The organism is Streptomyces sp. NRRL S-31, from assembly GCF_000718775.1.
GTDB lineage: Bacteria > Actinomycetota > Actinomycetes > Streptomycetales > Streptomycetaceae > Streptomyces.
Genome location: NZ_JOCB01000005.1, coordinates 64931 through 90314 on the forward strand (window position 1 = coordinate 64931; position 25384 = coordinate 90314).

A 25384-nucleotide genomic window follows, 5' to 3' on the forward strand; every position below is an offset into this window, starting at 1 on the left:
AAGGATTGCAGGAGCGCTTTGCGTGCGTTCACAATAGTTGCAGACGCGGGATAAAAGCAAGCGCCGACTATTGCGTCGGTGCTCTACCCTTGTGGTGGAGCCGCTCCGAGACGGAGGAAACGCCAATGACAGCGACGGACCCTGCGCTCACCGCTCTTGCCCAGGGCTGGTGCGCCCTTTCTGCGCTGCACGGAAGGATCGAGGCGCACATCGAGCGCGCCCTTCAGGGCAAGCACGATCTGAGCGTGCGCGAGTACTCGCTGCTGGACGTGCTCAGCAGGCAGCACGCCGGTCAGGGGGGACATCTCCAGATGAAGCAGGTCGCCGACGCGGTCGTGCTCAGCCAGAGCGCCACCACACGCCTGGTGACCCGGCTGGAGGACCGCGGCCTGCTGGAGCGGTATCTGTGCCCCACCGACCGGCGCGGCATCTACACCAATGTGACCGCGGCCGGACTGAGTCTCCTGGAGGAGGCGCGGCCCACCAATGACGCCGCACTGCGCGAGGCCCTGGACGACGCGGCGAAGAACCCCGAACTGGCTCCGCTGGTGAGGGTGGTGGAGTCGCTGAGTATGCCCGCATAGGGTGCCCGTATGGGAGACCTTGTCATACGCGCCGCGACCGCCGATGACCTTCCGGCGATCGTGGCGATGCTCGCCGACGATCCACTCGGCGCCCAGCGCGAGTCACCCGGCGACCTCACGCCGTACCGGGCCGCGCTGGAACGCCTGGCCGCCGACCCGAACCAGCACCTCGTGGTCGCCGTGCGCGAGGGACGTGTGATCGGGAGCCTGCAACTGACGATCATTCCCGGGCTCTCGCACCAGGGCGCCACCCGCGCGCTCATCGAGGCGGTACGGATCCACGCCGACGAGCGGGGCAGCGGCCTGGGCAGCCGGCTCATCGAGTGGGCGGTCGACACCTCCCGGCGGCTCGGCTGCCGGATGGTGCAGCTGACGTCCGACAAGACGCGCACCGATGCCCACCGCTTCTACGAGCGTCTGGGCTTCACCGCCTCGCACGAGGGCTTCAAACTGCGGCTCTGACCGGCTCCCTGAACAGGGGGTGTTTCACGTGAAACACCCCCCTGATACGGCCAGGGATCAGCCGAGACCCCGCCAGCCCTCCGGGTGCACACCCCCGGGCACCGGGGCCTCGGGGTCGTACGGCTGGCGGGTGAACACGAACGAACCGAGGTCCAGGTGGCTCACGGACCCGTCCGAGCGCCGTACGGGACGCAGCAGCTCACCCGCGTAGTAGCCCTCCAGGCCCGTCCAGGTGCCGTCGCCGTTCCTCTGGAAGCGAGCCCTGCGGCCGCCCCCGGTCAGCGGTGCAAGTGAGATCAGCCCGTCGGCGGTCGCGCGCAGGCCGAAGGCATGGGTGCCCCAGTACCACTGCCCCACCAGTTCCAGCACCGCCGGATCCACCTCGCGCAGCGGCCGCCAGGGCTCGGGGATACGGGGTTCCGCCTCGGCGACGATCCGGACGAGATCCGCCCCCACGGTGCCCAGGACCGGCCCGCTGGTGCAGTTGGCGAGTACCACCGCCGCGACGTCGTCCGCCACGCTGATGGTGAGGTTCGCCAGGAAGCCCGGCAGCGAACCGGAGTGCCCGACGAGCAGCCGGCCGTCCCGCCGCTGCATCTGCATGCCCAGGCCGTAGGTGACCCCGTCCACCACGTCCGCGGCCTCGGCCGGCGCCGCCGGGGTGCGCATCTCCTCCACCGACCGCGCGCTCAGCACCCGGTCGTCTCCCCGGGCCAGGAAGACGGCGAACCGCGCCAGGTCCCCGGTGGTCGACCAGAGCTGACCGGCCGGTGCCATCCGGCCCAGGTCCTCCAGCGGTTCGGGCAGCAGCGCGTCGGCCCACGGGTGCACGGCCCATCCGCCCACGTGGGGCGGCTTGGGCCGTGTGCTCGTCCGGTGCAGGCCGAGCGGCTCCAGGATCTCGTCGCGCAGCACCTCCTCCCAGGGAGCGCCGCGCACCTTCTCCACCAGAGCACCGAGCACCGTGTAACCGGGATTGGAGTAGTGGTGCCGCCTGCCGACGGGGTGCAGCAGCGGCTGTTCGCCCAGTACATCGGTGAGTTCGGGCCGCAGCGAGCCCGGTGTGCGCTCCCACCAGGGCGCCGGCGATTCGGCCGCCAGCCCTGCGGTGTGGGCGAGCAGTTCCGCGATCGCCGCCTCCCCCGCGCCCGTGCCCGGCAGGTGCTTCTCCAGCGGGTCACCGAGGTCGAGCAGACCCTCGTCGCGCAGCCGCATCACCAGCACGGCGGTGAACGTCTTGGTGATGGACCCGATCCGGTACTGCACGTCCTCGTCCGGCGCATGCCCGTCGACCGAGGTACGCGCTCCGTGCCACACGGCCCGCCCGTCGCGGACGACCGCGGCGACCAGCGACGGAGCCCGGCCTTCGGACTGCGCGACGGCGATCCGGTGCAGTAGGGCCCGCCGGGTGCCCGGGAGCAGGGCTTCCTGAGTTGTCGTCATGGCTCCAGTCCACCGGTTGCGGAGCCTGACGTCGAATCCATTTGCCGGGCACGGGTGCCCTTGACCTGCTGGAGGTTCTCAAGCCCTCCGTCCTGGGACGGTGCCGTGGTCCGGCCCCCACGCGCTGTTCTGCCGACGGGAGAAGACGGGCCCGGCCGGGCCCGGTCGTCACTACAGTCCCGTCCCATGACGACGGTCACCACACGCACGGTCGCCTACCCGGCCGACGGCCTGACGATGTTCGGACACCTCGCGCTCCCCGCCGGTACCGGCCGCCGGCCCGCGGTCCTGCTCGGGCCCGAGGGCCCCGGCCTGAACGACGTCCAGCGCCACCGGGCCGATGCCCTCGCCGAACTGGGGTATGTGACCCTGGCCTTCGACCTCCACGGCGGGCGCTGGTTCACCGATCCGCAGGAGATGCTGGAGCGCGTGAACCCGCTGCTCGCCGACCCCGACCGGATGCGGGGCATCGGCCATGCGGCCCTCGAGGTGCTGCGCGCCGAACCGCGGACCGACCCCGATCGGATCGCCGCCATCGGCTACGGCACCGGGGGCGCGATCGCACTGGAGCTAGGGCGCGACGGCGTCGATCTGCGGCTGATCGCGACAGTCAACGCACTGACCACGGGCCGGCCGGGCGAGGCGGCGCGCATGCGCTGCCCGGTGTGGGCCGGGATCGGATCGGAAGACCCGATCATGCCGCCCGCACAGCGGGACGCGTTCACCGCCGAGATGCAGGCCGCGGGCGTCGACTGGCGTCTCGTGGTCTACGGCGGAGCCGAGCACGCCTTCCACCACCCACCGGTCGACCACGCCGTTCCTCCCGGAGTCGGCTACCACCCGCGGCAGGCGGAGCGGGCCTGGCGCGACATCGTCGGCCTGCTCGCCGAGTGCGTGCCGCTGGCACCCTGACGGCCGCAGAGGCCGCGCGTTTCCCGATGCGACTCGGCTTCACCGTCAGGGCAGCAGGACGACCTTTCCGAGGTTGGCACGGGCTTCGATGATCTCGTGCGCTCGTGCCGCCTCAGCCAGCGGAATCCGGGCGTGGACGACCGGTTGCAACTGTCCGGACATGGTCAGCTTCCACAGCTCCTCGCCATGCTGGTCATAGAGTTCACGCTGCGTGTCGGCGAACCTCGCCATGGTGAGCCCGGTGATGGTTTTCGACCCTGCCAGGAGGTCGAAGGCGGGAACGGTGCCGCCGCCCGAGTTGAAGAAGACGAGTCGCCCGCCGGGTGCGAGGGCCGAGAGGGCGCGTGGGAGCAGATCTGCGCCCACTCCGTCCAGGACCACGTCGACCGGCTCCCCCCAGTGCTCGCTGTCGTAGGTCACTATTTCGTCGGCACCGAGACCGCGGAGGAACTCCGCCTTGGCGTCCGAGCTCACGGCCGCGACGACCCGTCCAACGCCCTGAAGCTTGGCCAGTTGGACCGCGAGATGACCCACTCCGCTCGCGGCGCCCGTGATCAGGACCGACTCGCTCGCAAGAGGGCGGGCCGTGGCGAGGGCGGCGAAGGCGACGTGTCCACTGCGCACCAGCGCGACGGCTTGGATGGCGCTCGCTCCGTCCGGTATGCGGCTCGCCATGAAGCTGGGGGAAATCACCAGTTCGGAGTACGAGCCGCCGCGGAAAGTGAGCGACGTGACGCGGTCGCCGACTTCGAAATCCGTCACGTCCGGGCCGAGTGCGATCACCGTTCCGGCGATCTCGCCTCCAAGCACTCCCGGCAGCGGCGTGTTGCCGTCTTCGCCTCGAACCTTGCGTACGGAGGGAAGGGTTACCCCGATGGCTTCCGTACGAACCAGCAGTTCCCCAGGGCCGGGCTCGGGAGCCTCCGCGTCTTCGACGCGCAGCACTTCCGGACCGCCGTACTCATGGAAACGAACGCGCCGCATGCAGACCTGCAAGTCATTGGGAGACCCAACGATACTGAAGGATCATAGGGGCTCCCAATGAATTTCTGGCTAGTCTGGCTCCATGTCCGAGACCACCCGCGCTCCCGCCCGTATTCGCTCCCTCCCCAGCTGGCTCCTGGGCCGTGCCGCAGCTCGGGGGCACCGGCTCGTCGCCGAGGCTCTCGCTCAGGTGGGCATGCGGATGATGCACCATGCCGTCCTGTCGGCCGTCGCCGAACTGGGCCCCGTATCGCAGGCCGAGCTGGGCCGCAGCCTGAGCATCGATCCCAAAGACATGGTCGCGATCCTCAATGACCTCCAGAACGACGGCCTCGTGACCCGGGCGCCGGACGCCAAGGACCGTCGCAAGAACGCCATCTCCCTTTCGCCGGGCGGGCAACGTCGCCTGCTGCGAACGGAGGAACTGGGCCGTCAGGCGAACGACGAACTGACCGCCGCCTTGACGCCTGCCGAGCGAACCCAGCTCATGGGTCTCCTCGCGCGCATCGTCCAGCAGGAAGAGCCCTGCGCCGAGACATCTCCAAGGGGCGAATAGCGGCTTCGTCACTCCTGGGAAGACGGCGAGGCAGCCGCTCCGCCCTCAGGCCGGCCGGCGCCCCGGGTGCGGCCGCCGTGCCCGGAGTCCGGCACCCACAGCCCGGCGGATCAGGTCTGGGCCATGTCCACGAAACGGGAGTAGTGGCCCTGGAAGGCGACCGTGATGGTGGCCGTGGGGCCGTTTCGGTGCTTGGCGACGATCAGGTCGGCCTCGCCCGCGCGGGGGGACTCCTTCTCGTACGCGTCCTCGCGGTGCAGCAGGATGACCATGTCGGCGTCCTGCTCGATGGAACCGGACTCGCGCAGGTCGGAGACCATCGGCTTCTTGTCGGTGCGCTGCTCGGGACCACGGTTGAGCTGGGAGAGCGCGATCACCGGGATCTCCAGCTCCTTGGCGAGCAGCTTGAGGTTACGGGACATGTCCGAGACCTCCTGCTGACGGCTCTCCGCGCGCTTGGAGCCACCGGACTGCATCAGCTGGAGGTAGTCGATGACGACCAGCTTGAGGTCGTTGCGCTGCTTCAAACGCCGGCACTTGGCCCGGATCTCCATCATCGACAGGTTCGGGGAGTCGTCGATGTACAGCGGTGCGGCCGACACGTCCGGCATACGGCGGGCGAGCCGTGTCCAGTCCTCGTCGGTCATCGTGCCGGACCGCATGTGGTGCAGGGCGACGCGTGCCTCGGCGGACAGCAGACGCATCGCGATCTCGTTGCGGCCCATCTCGAGCGAGAAGATCACGCTCGGCAGGTTGTGCTTGATGGAGGCGGCCCGCGCGAAGTCCAGCGCGAGGGTCGACTTACCCATGGCGGGACGGGCCGCGATGACGATCATCTGCCCGGGGTGGAGGCCGTTCGTCAGCGAGTCGAAGTCGGTGAAACCGGTGGGCACGCCCGTCATCTCGCCGCTACGCGAGCCGATCGCCTCGATCTCGTCGAGAGCGCCTTCCATGATGTCGCCGAGCGGGAGGTAGTCCTCGCTGGTGCGCTGCTCGGTGACGGCGTAGATCTCGGCCTGGGCGCTGTTGACGATCTCGTCCACGTCCCCGTCGGCCGCGTATCCCATCTGGGTGATGCGCGTACCGGCTTCGACCAGGCGGCGCAGGACGGCCCGCTCGTGGACGATCTCCGCGTAGTACTCGGCGTTCGCCGCCGTCGGCACCGTCTGGACGAGGGTGTGCAGATACGCGGCACCACCGACCTTGTTGATCTCACCGCGCTTGGTGAGTTCGGCGGCGATGGTGATCGGGTCGGCCGGCTCGCCCTTGGCGTAGACGTCCAGGATCGCCTGGTAGATCGTCTCGTGCGCGGGCTTGTAGAAGTCGTGGCCCTTGAGGATCTCCACGACGTCGGCGATGGCGTCCTTGGACAGCAGCATGCCGCCCAGCACGGACTGCTCGGCGTCCAGGTCCTGGGGCGGCACCCGCTCGAAGGAGGAGGAGCCGCCCTCCCAGGAGCCGTTGTCCCGGCCCCGGTCGTGCTGCTCATCCCGCCCCCGGCCGCCGTCACCCCGCCGGCGGGAGGCCGGCAGACGATCGCTGGGTCCGCTGTCGGCCCACGGATCGTCCAAGGGCTCGGAAATACTCACCGAGCCACCTCCTCCCGTCCGCACGGCGGACCTCGCCGTGGCCTCTTTTGTACGGCACGACACTGACAAACAAGAGGCCCGACTCCGCTACTGACGCATCGGATTCATGACGGTTCCCGGGCCGGAAGAAGGACACCTGCCGGGCCGCGGGAAGGAGCGGGCGCCGGACCACGGTAGGCCCGTCGGCACCGTCAGCCAATCTGGTTATCCACAGGCCATGTGGACGACCGGCCGGATGCTGTGGAGAACTCGCCGAAACCTGTGCACGACCCGGTGGACAGCCCTGTGAACAAGCCCTCCCTTCCCCCAGGGCCACGTCGCTGACCTGCGCTTATGTGATCCACCGGCTGTGCAGAAGAAAAACTTTCCCACTCGGGGCAAGATCACTTCGAACGGTGCGCGAAAGGACACACCCTGAGACGAAAAGTAAGGACCACAGGTCAATTGCATCTATTACCTGTGGACGATTACATTGATGCCCATGACACAGGCTCCAGAGATCCCCCAGGCCACCCGGCGGCGGCACGACCGAGAGATCGTCGCGCTGGCCGTCCCGGCCTTCGGTGCTCTCGTCGCCGAGCCTCTCTTCGTCATGGCGGACAGTGCGATCGTCGGCCATCTCGGGACTGCTCAGCTCGCCGGTCTGGGCGTCGCCTCGGCGCTGCTGACCACGGCCGTGAGCGTCTTCGTCTTCCTCGCCTACGCCACCACGGCCGCCGTGGCCCGCCGGGTCGGTGCCGGCGACCTCGCGGCGGCGATCCGGCAGGGCATGGACGGCATCTGGCTGGCCCTGCTGCTCGGTGCCGCCGTCATCGCCGTCGCCCTGCCCCTGGCCCCCGGGATCGTGGACCTCTTCGGCGCGTCCCCGACCGCAGCTCCCTACGCCACCACCTATCTGCGCATCTCCGCGCTGGGAATCCCCGCCATGCTCGTCGTCCTGGCCGCGACCGGGGTACTGCGGGGGCTCCAGGACACCAGGACCCCCCTCTACGTGGCCGTCGCTGGCTTCGTCGCCAACGCGGCCCTCAACGCGGGACTCGTCTACGGGGCCGGACTCGGCATCGCGGGTTCGGCCTGGGGCACGGTCATCGCACAGTGCGGCATGGCAGCCGTCTACCTCACGGTGGTCGTACGCGGGGCCCGGCGGCACGGCGCGTCCCTCCGGCCCGACGCGGCCGGTATCCGGGCTTCCGCCCAGGCCGGCGTTCCCCTCCTCGTCCGAACGCTGTCCCTGCGAGCGATGATCATGATCGCCACAGCGGTCGCGGCCCACCTCGGGGACGTCGACATCGCCGCGCACCAGATCATCCTCTCCTTGTGGAACCTGCTGTCCTTCGCGCTCGACGCCATTGCCATCGCTGGGCAGGCCATCATCGGCCGCTATCTCGGTGCGGACGATGCCCAGGGAGCGCGTCAGGCCTGTCGCCGCATGATCCAGTGGGGGATCGCGACCGGCGCCGTACTGGGACTGCTCGTCGTGGTCACGCGACCGCTCTTCCTGCCGCTGTTCACCAGCGACCCGGGGGTGACGGACGCGGCGCTGCCTGCTCTGCTGCTCGTGGCTCTCTCGCAGCCCATCTGCGGGATCGTCTTCGTCCTGGACGGGGTGCTGATGGGCGCGGGCGACGGCCCCTATCTGGCCGGAGCGATGGTCGTCACCCTGGTGGTGTTCGCTCCGGTGGCCCTGCTCGTCCCCACCCTCGGCGGCGGACTCACCGCGGTGTGGGCCTCGATGACATTGATGATGGCGATCCGCATGCTGACCCTGTGGCTGCGGGCCCGCTCCGGCCGGTGGATCGTGACGGGCGCGACCCGCTGACCGTTTCACGTGAAACAAGCCGCGATGACCGCCCCTGGTCACGGGCATCGGACATGCGAGAGGGCCGCACCCTCGACGGGTGCGGCCCTCTCAGCGGCTCAGACGAGCACAGCGATCACGCGGCGATCAGGCCGCGACGACCTCGATGTTGACCTTGGCGGCAACCTCGGGGTGCAGACGCACGGACGTCTCGTGGGCGCCCAGGGTCTTGATCGGGACGACCAGCTCGATGCGGCGCTTGTCGACCTCGGGGCCACCGGAAGCCTTGATCGCGGACGCGATGTCGGCCGGGGTGACGGAACCGAAGAGACGGCCGGCGTCGCCGGAGCGGACGGCCAGACGGACCTTCACGCCCTCGAGCTGAGCCTTGACCTGGTTGGCCTGCTCGATGGTCTGGATCTCGTGGATCTTGCGAGCGCGGCGGATCTGCTCGACGTCCTTCTCGCCGCCCTTGGTCCAGCGGATAGCGAACTTCCGCGGGATCAGGTAGTTGCGAGCGTAACCGTCCTTGACGTCGACGACGTCGCCCGCGGCACCGAGGCCGGAAACCTCGTGGGTGAGGATGATCTTCATGAGTTGGTCACCCTTCCCTTAGCGCGCGGTGGAGGTGTAGGGCAGCAGCGCCATCTCACGGCTGTTCTTGACGGCCGTGGCGACGTCACGCTGGTGCTGCGTGCAGTTGCCGGTCACGCGACGGGCACGGATCTTGCCGCGGTCGGAAATGAACTTCCGCAGCATGTTCGTGTCCTTGTAGTCCACGTACGTGACCTTGTCCTTGCAGAAAGCGCAGACCTTCTTCTTAGGCTTGCGCACAGGCGGCTTCGCCATGGTGTTTCTCCTGTGTGATCAAGAAGTTCGGGTAACGACCCACCCTCGACCGGGCCCGGTCCCGACGGACCGGATCACGGCTTAGAAGGGGGGTTCGTCCGAGTAGCCGCCACCGCCGCCGGAGCCGCCGCCCCAGCCGCCGCCACCCTGGTTGCCACCGGCGGGAGCGCCGGTCGCCCACGGGTCGTCGGCCGGAGCACCGCCGCCCTGACCGCCGCCGGAGCCACCGCCCCAGCCGCCGCCCTGGCCGCCACCGCCGCCGTAACCACCCTGGCCACCCTGGCCGCCGCGACCGCCACCGGCGGTCTTGGTGACCTTCGCCGTGGCGTTGCGCAGGCTGGGGCCGACCTCGTCGACGTCCAGCTCGTAGACCGTGCGCTTGACGCCCTCACGGTCCTCGTAGGACCGCTGCTTCAGCCGGCCCTGCACGATGACGCGCATGCCTCGCTGGAGCGACTCGGCGACGTTCTCCGCCGCCTGACGCCAGACCGAGCAGGTCAGGAAGAGGCTCTCGCCGTCCTTCCACTCGTTCGTCTGGCGGTCGAAGGTACGGGGAGTGGACGCGACACGGAACTTCGCGACCGCCGCACCGGACGGGGTGAAGCGCAGCTCGGGGTCGTCGACAAGATTGCCGATGACCGTGATGACGGTCTCGCCTGCCATGGGGGAACCTCTCGGCGGGTTTGCTGCTCTGGCTGCTGGTTGCTGCTACTCGAATCCCGAGATCAGCTGAGCGGGAAAGCTCAGTGGGTCTCGGGGCGGAGGACCTTGGTCCGGAGGACCGACTCGTTCAGGTTCATCTGGCGGTCGAGCTCCTTGACGACCGCAGGCTCGGCCTGAAGGTCGATGACCGAGTAGATGCCCTCGGGCTTCTTCTTGATCTCGTAGGCGAGACGACGACGGCCCCAGGTGTCGACCTTCTCAACCTTGCCGCCACCGTCACGGACGACGGACAGGAAGTTCTCGATCAGCGGGGAGACCGCACGCTCCTCGACATCGGGGTCGAGGATGACCATCACCTCGTAGTGACGCATGTGGAACCCACCTCCTTTGGACTCAGCGGCCACGGTCGTTCCGTGGCAGGAGGGTTGTGATGCGTACGCAACGGTATCGGCCACCACTGACAATCGGGGTTCCCTCGGGAAGCCGGGCAGTGTGACCTTGACAGGTCTGGGCAGACACCAGTGCAGACGGTAAAGACTACCCGCACACCCGCTTCCGGTTGAAATCCGTCCGTCGGGAACGACAATCTGTACACAAAGGGTATGTACGGCGCTACGATGCGCCGCCTTCCGCAGGAGGTGCCCATGGCACAGGCATTGCGACCCAACACCGCCGGTTCCCTCTTCGCCACGGACGGCAGGTCCCATCCGCTTCAGGACGCCCTGATGGCGGTGACGCTCGCCCTGGGCCTGCTGTCCTTCATCACGTCCTTCTTCCACAGCCTCCACCTGCTGACCTCGTGGGCCGGCCTGGTGGCGCTGATCACCGGCGTCTGGGGGCAGTGGATCTCGGTGACGACGCGGGAGCGGTTCGGCCTGATCCTGGGTCTCGGTGCCGCGGGGATCGGTTTCCTCATCGGCATGGCGCACGGCGGCCTGTTCGGCGGGATCATCGGCTGACCCGACCGGCCCCAAGCCCCGTACGCCCAGTCGGGGCGCTCGGAAGGCGCAGTAGGCTTCGGCGCGAGAGCCGGAGCCCCTGAACCCATGGGGACACACCAGCCCGAGGAGCGCCCCGAATGAGCCTGACCCTGAGGACCATCAGTCGCGAGCAGCATCTGGCCTTCATCCAGAGCATGCCGGCGGCGAGCCACATGCAGGTCCCGGCATGGGCCGATGTGAAGGCGGAGTGGCGCTCGGAGAACCTCGGCTGGTTCGACAAGAGCGGCCAGTTGGTCGGCGCGGGCCTGGTTCTCTACCGCCAGCTTCCCAAGATCAAGCGCTACCTCGCCTACCTGCCCGAGGGCCCGGTCATCAACTGGTACGCGCCGAACCTGGACGACTGGATCCAGCCGATGCTGGCGCACCTGAAGCAGCAGGGCGCCTTCTCGGTGAAGATGGGCCCGCCGGTGATCATCCGCCGCTGGAACGCGGACACGATCAAGCGGGGCATCCAGGACCCGGACGTGAAGCGGCTGCGCGACCTGGAGGCCGACTTCATCGAGCCGCGCGCCTTCGAGGTGGCCGACAAGCTGCGCCGCATGGGCTGGCAGCAGGGCGAGGACGGCGGCGCCGGCTTCGGCGACGTGCAGCCCCGCTACGTCTACCAGGTGCCGCTGGCCAACCGCTCCCTGGAAGAGGTCCACAAGAACTTCAACCAGCTGTGGCGCCGCAACATCAAGAAGGCCGAGAAGGCCGGCGTCGAGGTCGTCCAGGGCGGTTACCAGGACCTGTCCGAATGGCAGCGGCTCTACGAGATCACGGCCGTCCGTGACCACTTCCGCCCCCGCCCGCTGTCGTACTTCCAGCGCATGTGGACGGCCCTCAACACCGAGGACCCCAACCGCATGCGGCTGTACTTCGCCCGTCACAACGGCGTGAACCTCTCCGCGGCCACGATGCTGATCGTCGGCGGGCACGTCTGGTACTCCTACGGCGCCTCCGACAACATCGGCCGCGAGGTGCGCCCGTCGAACGCGATGCAGTGGCGGATGCTGTGCGACGCCTACGCGCTCGGCGCCACCGTCTACGACCTGCGCGGTATCTCCGACTCGCTGGACGAGACCGACCACCTCTTCGGTCTGATCCAGTTCAAGGTCGGCACCGGCGGCCAGGCCGCCGAGTACCTCGGCGAATGGGACTTCCCGCTGAACAAGCTGCTCCACAAGGCGCTCGACATCTACATGTCGCGCCGCTGAGCCGCGCGGCCGTTTGATTCCATAGCCTTCACAGCTTTCCACCTCTGATCCACCCAGCCACGAGAAAGGTTCCGGGTCCGGCCATGGCGCTCACGCTCTACGTCGACACCGCGCGCTGGCGGGCGCACCACAAGCACGTGCAGGAGCAGTTCCCCGGGCTCGTCCCGGTCTGCAAGGGCAACGGCTACGGTTTCGGACACGAACGGCTGTCGGAGGAGGCCACACGGCTCGGTTCCGACATGCTCGCCGTCGGCACGACCTACGAGGCCGCGCGCATCAAGGACTTCTTCAGCGGCGATCTGCTGGTGCTGACGCCGTACCGGCGGGGCGAGGAGCCGGTCCCGCTGCCCGACCGGGTCGTCCGCTCGGTGTCGTCCATCGACGGTGTGTACGGGCTCGTGGGGGCCCGTGTCGTCATCGAGGTGATGTCCTCGATGAAGCGGCACGGCATCAGCGAGCAGGATCTGCCGCAGCTGCACCAGGCCATAGAGAACGTCCGGCTGGAGGGCTTCGCCATCCACCTGCCGCTGGACCGCACCGACGGCTCGGACGCCGTCGAGGAGGTCATCGGCTGGATGGACCGGCTGCGCGCGGCGCGGCTGCCGCTGCACACGATGTTCGTCAGCCACCTGAAGGCGGACGAGCTGATCCGGCTCCAGCAGCAGTTCCCGCAGACCCGGTTCCGGGCCCGTATCGGCACCCGGCTGTGGCTGGGGGACCACGACGCCACCGAGTACCGCGGTGCCGTCCTGGACGTCACGCGTGTGGCGAAGGGCGACCGGTTCGGCTACCGGCAGCAGAAGGCGGCCTCGGACGGCTTCCTGGTGGTCGTGGCGGGTGGTACGTCGCACGGGGTGGGCCTGGAGGCCCCGAAGGCCCTGCACGGCGTCATGCCGCGCGCCAAGGGCGTCGCACGGGCCGGGCTCGCCACGGTCAACCGGAATCTCTCTCCGTTCGTGTGGGGCGGCAAGCAGCGCTGGTTCGCCGAGCCGCCGCACATGCAGGTGTCGATCCTGTTCGTGCCCTCGGACGCCCCCGAGCCGAAGGTCGGTGACGAGCTGGTGGCCCATCTGCGGCACACCACGACGCAGTTCGACCGCCTCGTGGACCGCTGACCCCGTCCAGGACAGCCGGAAGGCCGTATCCGGAGTACCCGGATACGGCCTTCCACGCGTCCGGCGGTCCGCCGTGCCGCGAGCATCATGCCAGTTCGCTCAGAGCGAACGGTCGTCGTGGGTCAGGGTCTCGGGGCGGCCCCAGTCCACCTGCGGCGCCTCGAACGCGGCGGTGTGTTCCAAAGGCGGCGGGGCCGCCGCGCCGAACACGAACGCGTCCTCCGCGCCGTCGAGCACCCCGCCCGAGGGATCGTCGTCGCCGGACCGGCGCACCACGTCCCGCTCCGGCATGAGGATGTCCCGTACGACGAGGGCGCACAGGTACAGCGTGCCCAGCAGGTGGATGACGATCGCCCAGTGGTAGCCCTGCGTCGGCAGGCCCTTGTGGGCGTCTCCGCTGGTCGTGTAGGCGAGGTACATCCAGATACCCAGGAAGTACGTCACCTCGCACGCCTGCCAGATCAGGAAGTCCCGCCACTTGGGCCGGGCGAGGACCGCCAGCGGCACCAGCCACAGGACGTACTGCGGGGAGTAGACCTTGTTGGTGAGCACGAAGGCGGCCACCATCAGGAAGGCCAGCTGGGCGAAGCGCGGCCGGCGCGGGGCCGTGAAGGTGAGCACGGCGATGCCGAGGAAGCAGAGCACGACCAGCACCGTCGCCGCGTCGTTGACGAAGCCGGTGGTGGGAGGGTGGCTGGAGTTCTGCGCCCAGATCAGCCAGAAGGAGCCGAAGTCGACACCCCGCTCCTTACTGAAGGTGTAGAACTTCGCCCAGCCTTCGCGGATGTGGAACCCCGTCGCATCGTGCGCGAGCATCACGGGCAGGTTCACCACGAGCCAGGCGCCCACCGCGCCGCCGGCGGCCTGGACGTACGCGCGCCACTTGCCGGCCCGCCAGCACAACACCAGCAGCGGACCGAGCAGCAGGACGGGGTACAACTTGGCGGCCGTGGCGAGCCCCAGGAGGACACCGAAAGCGAGAGCCCGGCCCCGAGACCACATCAGCATCGCGGCGGCCGTGAGCGCCACCGCCAGCAGGTCCCAGTTGATGGTCGCGGTCAGGGCGAGGGCAGGAGCCAGGGCGACCAGCAGGGCGTCCCAGGGGCGCCGGCGATGGGTGCGGGCCACGCAGACGGCGATGACGGCGGCGCACACCATCAGCAGCCCGGCGTTGACGAACCAGTACCACCGCTCCTGGTGCTGGATGGAGCCGCTGTGCGGGGTCAGCCAGGAGGCCACCTCCATGAACACGCCGGTGAGCACGGGGTATTCGAGGTAGTCCATGTCGCCGGGGAGCTTGTCGAAGTACGGCACGAGGTGGTCGGCGAATCCACGGCCCTGGTAGAGGTGCGGGATGTCCGAGTAGCAGGCGTGCGTGTACTGGCTGCTCGCGCCGAAGAACCAGGCGCTGTCGTAGCAGGGTGCCTTCTGGACCAGGCCGAGGGCGAACATGCCGATCGCCACGAGCGCCACGACCCGGACCGGGGTCCACCAGGAGGTGCCGAGCAGGGCATGTCGTCCCAGAGGCCCGCCGATCAGCTCACTGCCGGCGGCGGCGACCTCGTCCTCCCTGGTCGGCTGCACCGGTTCTGCCGCGGCGGGCCGCACGGGCTCGGGCTCGTGCTGACTCGCGGGCATCATCTCTGCACTGGGCATGGGGCACATCCTGCCGTACCGGTCCGGGAAGCCGTACCCGTCTCGAATCACGCCGAGGGCCGCCGCACCGTGTGGGTGCGGCGGCCCATGTTTCACGTGAAACGCCTCTGGCGGGCCAAAAGGCCGCCAACCGGGTGGATCACCGGGTCAGCCGTTCTGGCCTCCGAAGAAGCCTCCGTTGCCATTGCCGTTGCCGTTGCCATTGCCCTGAGTGGGATCGGTCCCGGTCGTCTCCGTTCCCGTGGGCGTCGGAGTCGTGCCTCCGTCGACGCCGCCCGTGTCCGTGCCACCGATGTCGGTGCCGCCGCCGTTGTGGCCGCAACCGTTGCCCCACCCGAAGCCGCAGGACTCGCTCGCCGAGGGCGACGGCGTGGTCGTCGTCTTGCTCGGTGTCGGGGTCGGCGTGTCGCTCGGCGACGGGGGCGGCGTGTAGGTGGCGCTCGGGGTCGGGGTGGGGGCACCCACCTCGTCCTTGACCGTGCCGATCTCGGTGGCCTTCGGGAATCCGGGGTCGTTCTCGCCCTGGAGAGCGGCCTTCATGTACTCGGTCCACACCAGCGTCGGGATGTCACCACCGTGGATGGAGTCCGTGTTCGCGGTGCCGTTCATGGACAGCAGCTTGTGGTCCTTGGGGTTCTCGCGGAACATCGCCACCGAGGTGGACAGGTGCTGGGTGTAGCCGACAAACCAGGCCGACTTGTTCTCGTCGGTGGTACCGGTCTTGCCCGCCGCCGTACGGCCGAGAGCCTTGGCGTTCTTGGCCGTACCGTTCTGGATCACGTTCTCCAGGACGTCCGTGATGTTGTTGGCGATGTTCGGGTCCAGTGCTTCCTTGGGGGCCGGCTTCGGCTTGACGAAGCTGGGCGCGTCCGAACCGTTCACCTTCACGCCGGTCACGGAGTACGGCTCGACCTGCTCACCGGACGCGGCGAAGGTCGCGTAGGCGTCGGCCATACGGATCGCGCTGGGGGTGGACGTACCGATGGCGAAGGACGGGTTGAGGTCCGGCGCCATGCTCTGCTTGAGGATGCCGGTGGATTCGGCCACGTCCCGGACGTGCGTCATCCCGACATCGACACCGAGCTGCACGAACGGCGTGTTGACGGACTGCTCCATCGCCTTCCGGAGCGTGATGTAACCCCAGGGGTGATCACTCTCGTTGTTCTGGAAGAAGTACGAGTTGTCCTTGTTGAGGTAGTACGTACCGTCCGGCTTGCGGACCTTGAGGTGGTCGTTGCCGTTGTACTTGCTCAGCGGGGAGACACCCTCGCCGCCGGAGTTGTAGGTGCCGTACTTCATGGCGGCGGCGAGCACGAACGGCTTCCAGGTCGAACCCACGGGGACACCGGAGGTGTCGGCGTTGTTGGTGAAGTGGCCGTTCTCGTAGCCGTCACCGCCGTACAGCGCGACGATCGCCCCGTCCCTGGGCTTCACCGAGGCCGCGCCGAACTGCACGAACTTGTCCAGATCGCGCCGCTTGGGGTCGAGACGCTCCTCCTGGACGTTCTTCACGGCCTTGGCCAGCGCGTTGACCTTGCTCTTCTCGAAGGTCGTGTAGATCTGGTAGCCGCCCTTGTCGAACTGCGCCTCCGTGATGTCGGAGTGGGCGAGGACGTACTTCTTCGCCGTGTCGACCAGGTAGCTGACCTGCCCGTTCATGCCCTTGGTCGCCTTGCGGCCGTCAGGCTTGGGGTACTGCTTGATGGCCTTCTGGTACTGGGCGTCGGTGAGGTGCTTGTCCTTGTGCATCTCGCCGAGGATCCAGGCCCAGCGGCGCTTGGAGCGCTCAGTGTTGGCCTGCGGGGTCGCCGACTTGTCGAGATCCTGGTTGCCCGCGGGGTCGTAGTACGTCGGACCCTTGAGCAGCGCGGCCAGGACCGCGCACTCGCTCGGCTCCAGGTCCACCGCGTTCTTGCCGTAGTAGGTCTGCGCCGCGGCCTGGATGCCGTACGCGCCCCGGCCGAAGTACGAGGTGTTCAGGTAGCCCTGCAAGATCTTGTTCTTGTCGAGCTTCGCACCCACCTTTATGGAGATGAACATCTCCTTGAACTTGCGCGTGAGCGACTGTTCCTGGCTGAGGTAGGTGTTCTTCACGTATTGCTGGGTGATCGTCGAGCCACCCTGAGTCTGGCCGCCCTGCGCCATGTTGACCATGGCGCGCGCGATGCCCATGGGGTCGACGCCCGAGTCGTCGTAGAAGGACTTGTTCTCGGCGGAGATCACCGCGAACCGCATCGCCTCGGGGATCTGGTCGATGCTGACGTTCTGCCGGTTGATGCCGGTACCCGTGGCCACCATCTGGGTCTTGTCGGCCCAGTAGTAGACGTTGTTCTGCGACTTGGCCGCGTCGTTCTCGTTCGGGATCGAGACCATCGCGTAGCCGACGCCGACCATCACCACCAGGCTGCCGACAAAGCCGATGAACAGCCCGCTGACCAGCTTCCATGACGGTACCCACCGCCGCCAGCCGTCCTTACCGGCCCTGGGGTAGTCGATGAAACGCTTCTTGCCGGGAGCCGTCGTCGCGCGGCCCCTGCCGCGCCCCGGGCCGGTCGGCCCGCCCGGACCGCCGCGCCGGCCACCGGGACCGGTGTTGTCGGCCGTTCTGCGCCGGCCGCCTTTCTGCGCCGCGCGGCGGGCCTCCGCACGGCCACCGTAGGGACGCTCCTCACCTTCCGACCCCCTGGAGTCCGCCCCTTGGGAACGGGACCCATAGGAGTCGGCAGGAGATCCGGTGGCGCCTCGCGGTGCCGCACGGCGGCCGGAGGACGAGCCGGGTTGGCCGCGTCGGGCCGCGGCACGTCCGCCTTCCTGCGGCTGCGGCGGTTTGCGACGGTGCTCGCTCATCGAACGATTACTCCTCGGGCAGGCGCACCCGTGCGCGCCTGGAACGGCGGCTGGTTTCCGGTCCCCCCGAAGTACGGATGTGGTCGGTTCCGCATTCACCCGTACTGCACCGGGGAGGAGGACGCTCCCCAGGCGTCACGCGGTTCCCGGTGGTGTCCATGCCGCACAGACTACGCACCGCCAAAACCCACCGAGCCTCGAAGTTCACCCCAAATCAGGCAACTTGCCTCGTATGAATCGGTGATGTGATCCCGTTCACCGCCCTCCCCCTTGTCGCGTGCGAGAGGCCGTTCTATCGTCGTGATGTATCGAACCGATACATCAGCGCGAGATAAAAAGCTGACAGGCACTGCGAGACCTGCGGAACCGACCCGCGGGGCCGAGAGGAGGCGACGATGAGCCGGCGCTCCGGCATCCTTGAGTTCGCCGTGCTCGGCCTGCTGCGGGAGTCCCCGATGCACGGCTACGAGCTGCGCAAACGGCTGAACACGTCGCTGGGTGTGTTCCGTGCGTTCAGCTACGGGACGCTGTACCCCTGCCTCAAGGCCCTGCTCGCCGAGGGCTGGCTGATCGAGGAGCCCGGGAACACCCACGACGACGCACTCGCCGCTCCCCTCGCCGGACGTCGCGCCAAGATCGTTTATCGGCTGACGGCGGAAGGCAAGGAGCATTTCGAGGAACTGCTCTCGCAGACCGGCCCGGACGCCTACGAGGACGAGCACTTCGCCGCGCGGTTCGCCTTCTTCGGGCAGACCTCGCGCGATGTGCGCATGCGTGTCCTGGAAGGCCGGCGCAGCCGACTGGAGGAGCGCCTGGAGAAGATGCGCGCCTCGCTGGCGCGCACCCGGGAGCGCCTCGACGACTACACGCTTGAGCTCCAGCGCCACGGGATGGAGTCCGTGGAGCGCGAAGTGCGCTGGCTGAACGAGCTCATCGAGAGCGAGCGGGCCGGGCGGGATCTGCGGAGTTCCGCGTCCGGGGAGTCCGCTCAGCAGGACACCACCACTGGATCGACGGGCGGCCTGCCCCGTCACGGGGACACCCCCGGGACGGATACGCCCGGAGACACCGCCACGTGAGACCCGGTCAGGGCCTCACTCGTACACACAGGGAGCAACCGGAATGGGTTCGGTTCGCGTAGCCATCGTCGGCGTGGGCAACTGCGCCGCCTCGCTGGTGCAGGGAGTCGAGTACTACAAGGACGCCGACCCGGCGTCCAAGGTCCCCGGCCTGATGCACGTGCAGTTCGGTGATTACCACGTGCGCGACATCGAGTTCGTCGCCGCCTTCGACGTCGACGCCAAGAAGGTCGGCCTGGACCTCGCGGACGCCATCGGCGCCTCCGAGAACAACACCATCAAGATCTGCGACGTGCCCAGCACCGGTGTCACCGTCCAGCGCGGCCACACCCTCGACGGCCTCGGCAAGTACTACCGCCTCACCATCGAGGAGTCGGCCGAGGAGCCGGTCGACGTCGTCCAGATCCTGAAGGACAAGCAGGTCGACGTCCTGGTCTGCTACCTGCCCGTGGGCTCCGAGGACGCGGCGAAGTTCTACGCCCAGTGCGCCATCGACGCCAAGGTCGCCTTCGTCAACGCCCTCCCGGTCTTCATCGCCGGCACCAAGGAGTGGGCGGACAAGTTCGCCGAGGCGGGCGTCCCGATCGTCGGTGACGACATCAAGTCCCAGGTCGGTGCCACCATCACGCACCGCGTCATGGCGAAGCTGTTCGAGGACCGCGGTGTCGTCCTCGACCGCACCATGCAGCTGAACGTCGGCGGCAACATGGACTTCAAGAACATGCTCGAGCGCGAGCGCCTGGAGTCCAAGAAGATCTCCAAGACGCAGGCCGTCACCTCCCAGATCCCCGACCGGGACCTCGGCGAGAAGAACGTCCACATCGGCCCGTCCGATTACGTGGCCTGGCTGGACGACCGCAAGTGGGCCTACGTCCGTCTGGAGGGCCGCGCCTTCGGTGACGTCCCGCTGAACCTGGAGTACAAGCTCGAGGTCTGGGACTCCCCGAACTCCGCGGGTGTCATCATCGACGCCCTGCGCGCCGCGAAGATCGCCAAGGACCGCGGCATCGGCGGCCCGATCCTGTCGGCCTCCTCGTACTTCATGAAGTCCCCGCCGGTCCAGTACTTCGACGACGTGGCCCGCGAGAACGTCGAGAAGTTCATCAGCGGCGAGGTCGAGCGCTGAGACGCTGAGCACCGCTCGCACGAGAACGCTCCTGCCAGGGCTGTGAAGGTCCCCGGGTCCGTCGACCCGGGGACCTTCCGCATGTGTGAGGCTGTCGCCCATGCCCGTCGTGCGTGACCTGCGTCTGCTGTGGTGCCTTCGGCACTTCCGGCACCTGCTGTGCGTCCGTCTGCTGTCCCAGGGTGCCGACGGTGTCTACCAGATCGCGCTCGCCGCGTACGTCGTCTTCTCCCCGGAGAAACAGACCTCGGCCGCCGCCGTCGCCTCGGCGATGGCGGTTCTGCTGCTCCCCTATTCCCTCGTCGGCCCCTTCGCCGGAGTCCTGCTGGACCGCTGGCGGCGCCGACAGGTCTTCCTGTACGGCAATCTGCTGCGCGCCCTGCTCGCCGCGGGCACCGCCGGGCTGATGCTCGTCGGCGCCCCCGACTGGCTCTTCTACGTCTCGGCCCTGTGCGTCACGGCCGTCAACCGGTTCGTCCTCGCCGGACTGTCCGCCGCGCTGCCCCGGGTGGTCGTCGCCGAGCGCCTGGTGCTCGCCAACGCGCTCTCACCGACCGCCGGCACGCTCGCCGCGACCGTCGGGGGAGGTCTGGCCTTTGGCGTACGGCTCGTGGCCTCGGACTCCGACGCCGCGGTGGTGCTGCTCGGCGCCTGTCTGTACCTGTGCGCGAGCCTCGCCTCGCTCCGTCTGCCCCCCGGCCTCCTCGGTCCCGACCGGCACCCGGTGCGACCGCGGCTGAGGGCGGCGCTCGCCGCGACCACACACGAGCTGATCGAGGCCGTCCGGCACCTGGTCGCGCCCCGGCGCAGGGCCGCGGCCTGGGCATTGGGCGCGATGACGCTGATGCGCTTCTGCTACGGCGCGCTCCTCGTCCTGCTGCTCATGCTCTGCCGCTACGCCCTCTCCACCAGCACCGAGGAGGGGCTCCGGCTGCTGGGGCTGGCGCTGGGCCTGTCCGGCGCCGGCTTCTTCGCGGCCGCCGTGGTGACCCCATGGGCGGCGGGACGGCTCGGGCCCGCCCGCTGGATCGTGGTGTGCTCCGCCACGGCGGCGGTCCTGGAACCGGCCCTGGGGCTTCCGTTCGCCACGGCTCCGCTCATGGCCGCGGCCTTCGTGCTGGGTTTGATCACCCAGGGCGCCAAGATCGCCACGGACACCATCGTGCAGGCCGGTGTCGACGACGGGTTCCGGGGACGGATCTTCTCCGTGTACGACGTGCTCTTCAATGTCGCGTTCGTCGGCGCCGCCGGAGTGGCGGCCCTGATGCTGCCGCCGGACGGGAGATCAGCGGTACTGGTGATCCTCGTCGCCCTCGTCTACGGCACGGTGGCGGTGACTCTCGCCCGCGCCGGACGGCGCTGAAACAGAACGAAGGGCGACGTTTCACGTGAAACATCGCCCTTCGGCGCTGCCGGTTCGGTGATGTTTCACGTGAAACGTCACCGGCATCCTGCTCAGCCCTGCGCGGCCCACCACTCCTTGAGCGCGGCCACCGCGGCGTCGTGCCCCATGGGGCCGTTCTCCAGGCGCAGCTCCAGCATGTGCTTGTACGCCTTGCCCACGGCCGGACCGGGACCGACCTCCAGGATCTCCATGATCTGGTTGCCGTCGAGGTCGGGGCGGATGGCGTCCAGCTCCTCCTGCTCCTTCAGCTGCGAGATGCGGTCCTCCAGGCCGTCGTAGGCCCGGGACAGCATCGCCGCCTTGCGCTTGTTGCGCGTGGTGCAGTCGGAGCGGGTCAGCTTGTGCAGTCGGTCCAGCAGCGGACCCGCGTCACGGACGTAGCGGCGGACCGCCGAGTCCGTCCACTCCCCGGTGCCGTAGCCGTGGAACCGCAGGTGGAGTTCGACCAGCTGCGAGACGTCCTTCACCAGCTCGTTGGAGTACTTCAAGGCGGTCATGCGCTTCTTGGTCATCTTGGCGCCGACCACCTCGTGGTGGTGGAAGGAGACCCGGCCGTCCTCCTCGAAGCGGCGGGTGCGCGGCTTGCCGATGTCGTGCAGCAGCGCGGCCAGACGCAGGGTGAGGTCCGGTCCGTCCTGCTCCAGCGCGATCGCCTGCTCCAGGACGATCAGCGTGTGCTCGTAGACGTCCTTGTGCCGGTGGTGCTCGTCGCTTTCCAGACGCAGCGCCGGCAGCTCGGGCAGGACGCGATCGGCGAGCCCGGTGTCGACGAGCAGCGTCAGGCCCTTGCGCGGGTGCGCGGAGAGGATCAGCTTGTTCAGCTCGTCCCGGACCCGCTCGGCCGAGACGATCTCGATGCGCTCGGCCATCTCCGTCATGGCGGTGACGACCTCGGGCGCGACCGTGAAGTCCAGCTGCGCGGCGAACCGGGCGGCCCGCATCATCCGCAGGGGATCGTCCGAGAAGGACTCCTCGGGCGTGCCCGGCGTCCTCAGCACACGTGCGGCGAGATCCTCCAGGCCACCGTGCGGATCGATGAACTCCTTCTCCGGCAGCGCCACGGCCATCGCGTTGACCGTGAAGTCGCGTCGGACCAGATCCTCCTCGATGGAGTCGCCGTAGGAGACCTCCGGCTTGCGCGAGGTGCGGTCGTACGCCTCGGACCGGTAGGTGGTGATCTCGATCTGGTAGCCGCCCTTGTGCGCGCCGACCGTGCCGAAGGCGATGCCCACCTCCCAGACGGCGTCCGCCCAGGGACGGACGATCTTCAGTACGTCCTCGGGGCGGGCGTCGGTGGTGAAGTCCAGATCGTTGCCGAGCCGGCCGAGCAGCGCGTCGCGGACCGATCCGCCGACCAGGGCGAGCGAGAACCCTGCGCCCTGGAATCGGCGGGCGAGATCGTCGGCGACGGGGGCCACCCGCAGCAGTTCGGCGACCGCGCGCTGCTGCGCCTGGCTCAGGGCGGAGGAATTGTCTTCGTTGGCGTTCGGCACAACAGAAGAGGGTACGTGGCTCGCGCGACCGGGGCGCCCGCAGGAAGGCGGGGGACAGCTCCCGGCATACCCGCCGCAAGCGCTGCTCTTGCGGCGTTCGGCCGCTCTCCGCTCGATACTGGATATAGAGGACGGACCACGGCCGTCCTCACGATCTTGTGGAGGAGACCGCGGCACTTCCGTTCAGCGCGCATCGTTACCATGCGTGGACGCACATTCCGACGACCACTGACGACGAGGGACGGGCGAGCGCGTGGCCGAGGCGGCTGACTTCCAGGGGACCAGTGCCTCACCTGCCCGCTGGTGGCTGCGGCGCGCCGGAGCGTTGCTCACCGGAGCGCCGCTGCTGGCCGGTCTGCTCCAGCTGCCCGCCGCCGCCCCCGCGCAGGCCGCGTCCTCGGACGCGGTGTCCGTCTCCGTGGACTCGCTCAGCCCCAGCGCCCCCACGGACGGCGACACGCTGACCGTGTCCGGCACGGTGACCAACAACGGCAAGCGGACCGTCACCCAGGCCCATGTGGGTCTCCAGGTGGGTTCCCCGCTGACCAGCCGCTCGGCCATCGACTCCGTGGCCCGCCACTCCGACGAGGTGCAGGGTGCCTCCGGGTCACAGGTCGGCGACAAGTACGAGGAGAAGTTCGCCAAGCTCGCCCCGGGCGTCGCCGAGCACTTCACCCTCTCCGTCCCCGTGGACAAGCTCGATCTCGGCGCGGACGGGGTCTACGAGCTCGGGGTCACCCTGTCCGGCCAGACCTCGGCCCGGTCCTGGGACCAGGTTCTGAGCATCCGGCGGACGTTCCTGCCGTGGCAGCCGTCGGACGCCGACACCAAGACGAAGACGACGTTCCTGTGGCCGCTGCTCTCCACGGTGCACATGACGGCCAAGACGGGTGCGGGCGACCTCCAGACGCCGGAGTTCCTCGACGACGACCTGGCCGAAGAGCTGGCACCCGGGGGCCGGCTGGCCCAGATGGTGGAGCTGGGCAAGGACCTCGACGTCACCTGGGTGATCGATCCGGACCTGCTGGCCTCGGTCGACGCGATGGCCGTCGGCAACTACCGGATCCAGGCCGCCGACGGCACCAGCACGCCCGGCTCACGGGAGAACCAGGCGGTCGCCAAGCAGTGGCTGGCCGGCCTCCAGAAGGCGGTGGCGGGCAAGGAGGTCGTCGCGCTGCCCTTCGCCGACCCCGACCTCGCCTCCCTGGCGCACAACGGCACCAGCGTCACCGGCTCGCTCAGCCATCTCAAGGACGCCACCGACGTGGCGGCGACCACCGTCAAGACCGTGTTGCACGTCACACCCAGCACCGACTTCGCCTGGCCGGTGAACGGCGCGGTCGACCGGTCGATCATGAAGGTCGCGACATCGGCCGGAGCCGACCGGGTGATCGCCCGCAGCGACAGCCTCCAGGAGACCGGCGGGCTGCCCTACACGCCGTCCGCCGCCCGCCCGGTCGGCGGCGGCACCACGGCCGTGGTCGCCGACGCCCGGCTGTCCACGGCGTTCCAGGGCGACCTGACGAAGGCGGGAACGGCCACCCTCGCCGTACAGCGGTTCCTGGCCCAGAGCCTGGAACTCAACGAGCAGACGGACAAGCAGCGCAGTCTCCTCGTCGCCCCGCAGCGCATGCCCACGGCGAGCCAGGCGCAGGCGATGGCGGCGGCGCTGAAGGCGCTCCAGGGCGGCACCTGGTCGCAGCCCCAGGACCTCACCGCGACCTCCAAGGACAAGCCGGATCCGGGTGCCACCACCCGCATCCCGTCGGCGTCCGCCTACCCCTCCTCGCTGCGCCGGCAGCAGCTGCCGAGGACGGCCTACGAGCAGATCGCCCGCACGCAGGACATGCTCGACAGCTTCCGGGTGATCCTCACCGACCAGTCCCGCGTGGTGACCCCGTTCGGGCGGGCCATAAACCGGGAGATGTCCACGTCGTGGCGTGGCCGCGGCGGTGCGGCGGAGGGATACCGCGGCGGTGTGGAGGCATGGCTCGACGAGCTGACCGACCAGGTCAAGCTGATCGACAAGTCCGAGACCAAGCTCTCGGGCCGCAGCGCCACCATCCCGGTGACGGTCCAGAACAACCTCGTCCAGCCGGTCGGCCACCTGGTGCTGCGTCTTGAGTCGACCATGCCGACCCGTCTGGAGATCGGCGGCAAGGCCTACTCCGAGCAGCGCGTGGAGATCTCCGGCGGACACAGCCAGTCGGTGAAGTTCACCACCTCGGCCAACGCCAACGGCCGGGTCGCGGTCACCGCCCAGTTGTACACGCAGGACGGCCGCGCGTACGGCGACCCCGTCACCTTCGACGTGAAGGTCACCGAGGTGACGCCCACCGTGATGCTGGTCATCGGCGGCGGCGTCCTGCTGCTCGTCCTCGCCGGCTTCCGGATGTACACCCACCGCAAGCGCGCCGCCGCCCGGCAGGCGGACGAGGGCGGCCCGGGCACGGCGGCCGAGGGCCCGGACGAGCCCGGGAACCCCGGAGCGCCCGGGGACCGTCTCACCGAGGAGTCCGACTGCGCCGCCGGGGCAGACGGCCCGGGGCAGCCGAGTGACCCTGCACCGGACACCGCACCGGAAAGCCCCGACCCGTCCGGGACGGGTGAGAGAGTGGACCGTTGA

The 25384-nt window shown here is 68.9% G+C and carries 22 protein-coding genes; 12 read left to right on the plus strand and 10 right to left on the minus strand.

All coding sequences use genetic code 11. From position 1 onward, the window contains the following. Nucleotides 1-125 precede the first annotated feature (125 nt). Both IF37_RS0103725 and IF37_RS0103730 read left to right on the plus strand, forming a co-directional pair. Nucleotides 126-584, plus strand: a complete 459-nt coding sequence (locus IF37_RS0103725) for a MarR family winged helix-turn-helix transcriptional regulator (RefSeq protein ID WP_030736011.1) — start codon at nt 126-128, stop codon at nt 582-584. A 9-nt stretch (nt 585-593) separates the two neighbouring features. Next, entirely contained in the window at nt 594-1046 is a 453-nt protein-coding gene (locus IF37_RS0103730) for a GNAT family N-acetyltransferase (RefSeq protein WP_030736014.1), read from the plus strand. A gap of 57 nt (nt 1047-1103) precedes the next feature. Here IF37_RS0103730 and IF37_RS0103735 read toward each other — a convergent pair whose 3' ends face one another. Then, a complete protein-coding gene (locus tag IF37_RS0103735) occupies nt 1104-2489 on the minus strand; it encodes a serine hydrolase (protein ID WP_030736017.1) in 1386 nt (461 codons plus the stop codon). A gap of 186 nt (nt 2490-2675) precedes the next feature. On the opposite strand from IF37_RS0103735, the gene IF37_RS0103740 reads away from it, so the two are divergent. Then, nucleotides 2676-3401 carry a dienelactone hydrolase family protein gene (locus IF37_RS0103740; protein ID WP_030736019.1) on the plus strand — a complete coding sequence of 242 codons (726 nt, stop codon included), beginning with the start codon at nt 2676-2678 and terminating at the stop codon, nt 3399-3401. Between the two features lie 45 nt (nt 3402-3446). Here the strand turns inward: IF37_RS0103740 and IF37_RS0103745 are convergent, their stop codons facing one another. Continuing rightward, nucleotides 3447-4385, minus strand: a complete 939-nt coding sequence (locus tag IF37_RS0103745) for a zinc-binding dehydrogenase (RefSeq protein ID WP_030736022.1) — start codon at nt 4383-4385, stop codon at nt 3447-3449. A gap of 82 nt (nt 4386-4467) precedes the next feature. On the opposite strand from IF37_RS0103745, the gene IF37_RS0103750 reads away from it, so the two are divergent. Further along, complete coding sequence (locus IF37_RS0103750) at nt 4468-4941, plus strand: MarR family winged helix-turn-helix transcriptional regulator (protein ID WP_030736025.1); 474 nt, start codon at nt 4468-4470, stop codon at nt 4939-4941. Between the two features lie 110 nt (nt 4942-5051). Here the strand turns inward: IF37_RS0103750 and dnaB are convergent, their stop codons facing one another. Continuing rightward, nucleotides 5052-6530 (minus strand): replicative DNA helicase, encoded by a 1479-nt coding sequence (gene dnaB, locus IF37_RS0103755; RefSeq protein ID WP_030736027.1) that lies wholly within the window; start codon nt 6528-6530, stop codon nt 5052-5054. 481 nt (nt 6531-7011) lie between these two features. On the opposite strand from dnaB, the gene IF37_RS0103760 reads away from it, so the two are divergent. Next, on the plus strand, nt 7012-8349 hold the full coding sequence (locus IF37_RS0103760; RefSeq protein ID WP_030736029.1) for an MATE family efflux transporter: 1338 nt from the start codon (nt 7012-7014) through the stop codon (nt 8347-8349). Between the two features lie 126 nt (nt 8350-8475). Here IF37_RS0103760 and rplI read toward each other — a convergent pair whose 3' ends face one another. The 4 genes from rplI to rpsF all read right to left on the minus strand — a co-directional run bounded on the left by rplI (nt 8476) and on the right by rpsF (nt 10211). After that, nucleotides 8476-8922 (minus strand): 50S ribosomal protein L9, encoded by a 447-nt coding sequence (gene rplI, locus IF37_RS0103765; protein WP_030736032.1) that lies wholly within the window; start codon nt 8920-8922, stop codon nt 8476-8478. A gap of 18 nt (nt 8923-8940) precedes the next feature. Continuing rightward, entirely contained in the window at nt 8941-9177 is a 237-nt protein-coding gene (gene rpsR, locus IF37_RS0103770; protein ID WP_003949403.1) for a 30S ribosomal protein S18, read from the minus strand. 81 nt (nt 9178-9258) lie between these two features. After that, nucleotides 9259-9840, minus strand: a complete 582-nt coding sequence (locus tag IF37_RS0103775) for a single-stranded DNA-binding protein (RefSeq protein WP_030736037.1) — start codon at nt 9838-9840, stop codon at nt 9259-9261. 80 nt (nt 9841-9920) lie between these two features. Continuing rightward, nucleotides 9921-10211: a 30S ribosomal protein S6 gene (gene rpsF, locus IF37_RS0103780; RefSeq protein WP_003991486.1), complete on the minus strand. Its 291-nt coding sequence runs from the start codon at nt 10209-10211 to the stop codon at nt 9921-9923. 273 nt (nt 10212-10484) lie between these two features. Here rpsF and IF37_RS0103785 point away from each other — a divergent pair, with 273 nt between their 5' ends. The 3 genes from IF37_RS0103785 to IF37_RS0103795 all read left to right on the plus strand — a co-directional run bounded on the left by IF37_RS0103785 (nt 10485) and on the right by IF37_RS0103795 (nt 13152). Beyond that, a complete protein-coding gene (locus IF37_RS0103785; RefSeq protein ID WP_030736042.1) occupies nt 10485-10799 on the plus strand; it encodes a hypothetical protein in 315 nt (104 codons plus the stop codon). 119 nt (nt 10800-10918) lie between these two features. Beyond that, nucleotides 10919-12037 (plus strand): peptidoglycan bridge formation glycyltransferase FemA/FemB family protein, encoded by a 1119-nt coding sequence (locus tag IF37_RS0103790; protein WP_030736045.1) that lies wholly within the window; start codon nt 10919-10921, stop codon nt 12035-12037. A gap of 83 nt (nt 12038-12120) precedes the next feature. Beyond that, on the plus strand, nt 12121-13152 hold the full coding sequence (locus tag IF37_RS0103795; protein WP_030736049.1) for an alanine racemase: 1032 nt from the start codon (nt 12121-12123) through the stop codon (nt 13150-13152). 99 nt (nt 13153-13251) lie between these two features. Here the strand turns inward: IF37_RS0103795 and IF37_RS0103800 are convergent, their stop codons facing one another. Then, nucleotides 13252-14808 (minus strand): glycosyltransferase family 87 protein, encoded by a 1557-nt coding sequence (locus IF37_RS0103800; protein ID WP_030736052.1) that lies wholly within the window; start codon nt 14806-14808, stop codon nt 13252-13254. A gap of 147 nt (nt 14809-14955) precedes the next feature. Beyond that, nucleotides 14956-17655 carry a transglycosylase domain-containing protein gene (locus tag IF37_RS0103805; protein WP_079165532.1) on the minus strand — a complete coding sequence of 900 codons (2700 nt, stop codon included), beginning with the start codon at nt 17653-17655 and terminating at the stop codon, nt 14956-14958. A 395-nt stretch (nt 17656-18050) separates the two neighbouring features. Between IF37_RS0103805 and IF37_RS0103810 the strand changes: the two genes are divergently transcribed. The 3 genes from IF37_RS0103810 to IF37_RS0103820 all read left to right on the plus strand — a co-directional run bounded on the left by IF37_RS0103810 (nt 18051) and on the right by IF37_RS0103820 (nt 21223). After that, nucleotides 18051-18734 (plus strand): PadR family transcriptional regulator, encoded by a 684-nt coding sequence (locus tag IF37_RS0103810; protein WP_030736057.1) that lies wholly within the window; start codon nt 18051-18053, stop codon nt 18732-18734. A 43-nt stretch (nt 18735-18777) separates the two neighbouring features. Next, a complete protein-coding gene (locus tag IF37_RS0103815; protein ID WP_030736061.1) occupies nt 18778-19860 on the plus strand; it encodes an inositol-3-phosphate synthase in 1083 nt (360 codons plus the stop codon). 100 nt (nt 19861-19960) lie between these two features. Continuing rightward, a complete protein-coding gene (locus IF37_RS0103820; RefSeq protein WP_030736064.1) occupies nt 19961-21223 on the plus strand; it encodes an MFS transporter in 1263 nt (420 codons plus the stop codon). Nucleotides 21224-21315: 92 nt separating this feature from the next. On the opposite strand, the gene IF37_RS0103825 is transcribed toward IF37_RS0103820, so the two are convergent. Then, on the minus strand, nt 21316-22758 hold the full coding sequence (locus tag IF37_RS0103825; RefSeq protein WP_030736067.1) for a CCA tRNA nucleotidyltransferase: 1443 nt from the start codon (nt 22756-22758) through the stop codon (nt 21316-21318). A 253-nt stretch (nt 22759-23011) separates the two neighbouring features. Here IF37_RS0103825 and IF37_RS0103830 point away from each other — a divergent pair, with 253 nt between their 5' ends. Then, nucleotides 23012-25384, plus strand: a complete 2373-nt coding sequence (locus tag IF37_RS0103830) for a DUF6049 family protein (protein WP_030736071.1) — start codon at nt 23012-23014, stop codon at nt 25382-25384.

What these genes read in the sequence shown, in the direction of transcription:
- IF37_RS0103730 (WP_030736014.1), top strand. Translation starts at nt 594, where the DNA reads ATGGGAGACCTTGTCATACGCGCCGCGACCGCCGATGACCTTCCGGCG.
- IF37_RS0103745 (WP_030736022.1), bottom strand. Translation starts at nt 4,385, where the DNA reads ATGCGGCGCGTTCGTTTCCATGAGTACGGCGGTCCGGAAGTGCTGCGC.
- IF37_RS0103815 (WP_030736061.1), top strand. Translation starts at nt 18,778, where the DNA reads ATGGGTTCGGTTCGCGTAGCCATCGTCGGCGTGGGCAACTGCGCCGCC.
- IF37_RS0103740 (WP_030736019.1), top strand. Translation starts at nt 2,676, where the DNA reads ATGACGACGGTCACCACACGCACGGTCGCCTACCCGGCCGACGGCCTG.
- IF37_RS0103795 (WP_030736049.1), top strand. Translation starts at nt 12,121, where the DNA reads ATGGCGCTCACGCTCTACGTCGACACCGCGCGCTGGCGGGCGCACCAC.
- IF37_RS0103790 (WP_030736045.1), top strand. Translation starts at nt 10,919, where the DNA reads ATGAGCCTGACCCTGAGGACCATCAGTCGCGAGCAGCATCTGGCCTTC.
- IF37_RS0103820 (WP_030736064.1), top strand. Translation starts at nt 19,961, where the DNA reads ATGCCCGTCGTGCGTGACCTGCGTCTGCTGTGGTGCCTTCGGCACTTC.
- rpsR (WP_003949403.1), bottom strand. Translation starts at nt 9,177, where the DNA reads ATGGCGAAGCCGCCTGTGCGCAAGCCTAAGAAGAAGGTCTGCGCTTTC.
- IF37_RS0103785 (WP_030736042.1), top strand. Translation starts at nt 10,485, where the DNA reads ATGGCACAGGCATTGCGACCCAACACCGCCGGTTCCCTCTTCGCCACG.
- IF37_RS0103750 (WP_030736025.1), top strand. Translation starts at nt 4,468, where the DNA reads ATGTCCGAGACCACCCGCGCTCCCGCCCGTATTCGCTCCCTCCCCAGC.
- IF37_RS0103800 (WP_030736052.1), bottom strand. Translation starts at nt 14,808, where the DNA reads ATGCCCAGTGCAGAGATGATGCCCGCGAGTCAGCACGAGCCCGAGCCC.
- IF37_RS0103735 (WP_030736017.1), bottom strand. Translation starts at nt 2,489, where the DNA reads ATGACGACAACTCAGGAAGCCCTGCTCCCGGGCACCCGGCGGGCCCTA.
- IF37_RS0103805 (WP_079165532.1), bottom strand. Translation starts at nt 17,655, where the DNA reads ATGAGCGAGCACCGTCGCAAACCGCCGCAGCCGCAGGAAGGCGGACGT.
- rpsF (WP_003991486.1), bottom strand. Translation starts at nt 10,211, where the DNA reads ATGCGTCACTACGAGGTGATGGTCATCCTCGACCCCGATGTCGAGGAG.
- IF37_RS0103725 (WP_030736011.1), top strand. Translation starts at nt 126, where the DNA reads ATGACAGCGACGGACCCTGCGCTCACCGCTCTTGCCCAGGGCTGGTGC.
- IF37_RS0103775 (WP_030736037.1), bottom strand. Translation starts at nt 9,840, where the DNA reads ATGGCAGGCGAGACCGTCATCACGGTCATCGGCAATCTTGTCGACGAC.
- IF37_RS0103760 (WP_030736029.1), top strand. Translation starts at nt 7,012, where the DNA reads ATGACACAGGCTCCAGAGATCCCCCAGGCCACCCGGCGGCGGCACGAC.
- rplI (WP_030736032.1), bottom strand. Translation starts at nt 8,922, where the DNA reads ATGAAGATCATCCTCACCCACGAGGTTTCCGGCCTCGGTGCCGCGGGC.
- IF37_RS0103810 (WP_030736057.1), top strand. Translation starts at nt 18,051, where the DNA reads ATGAGCCGGCGCTCCGGCATCCTTGAGTTCGCCGTGCTCGGCCTGCTG.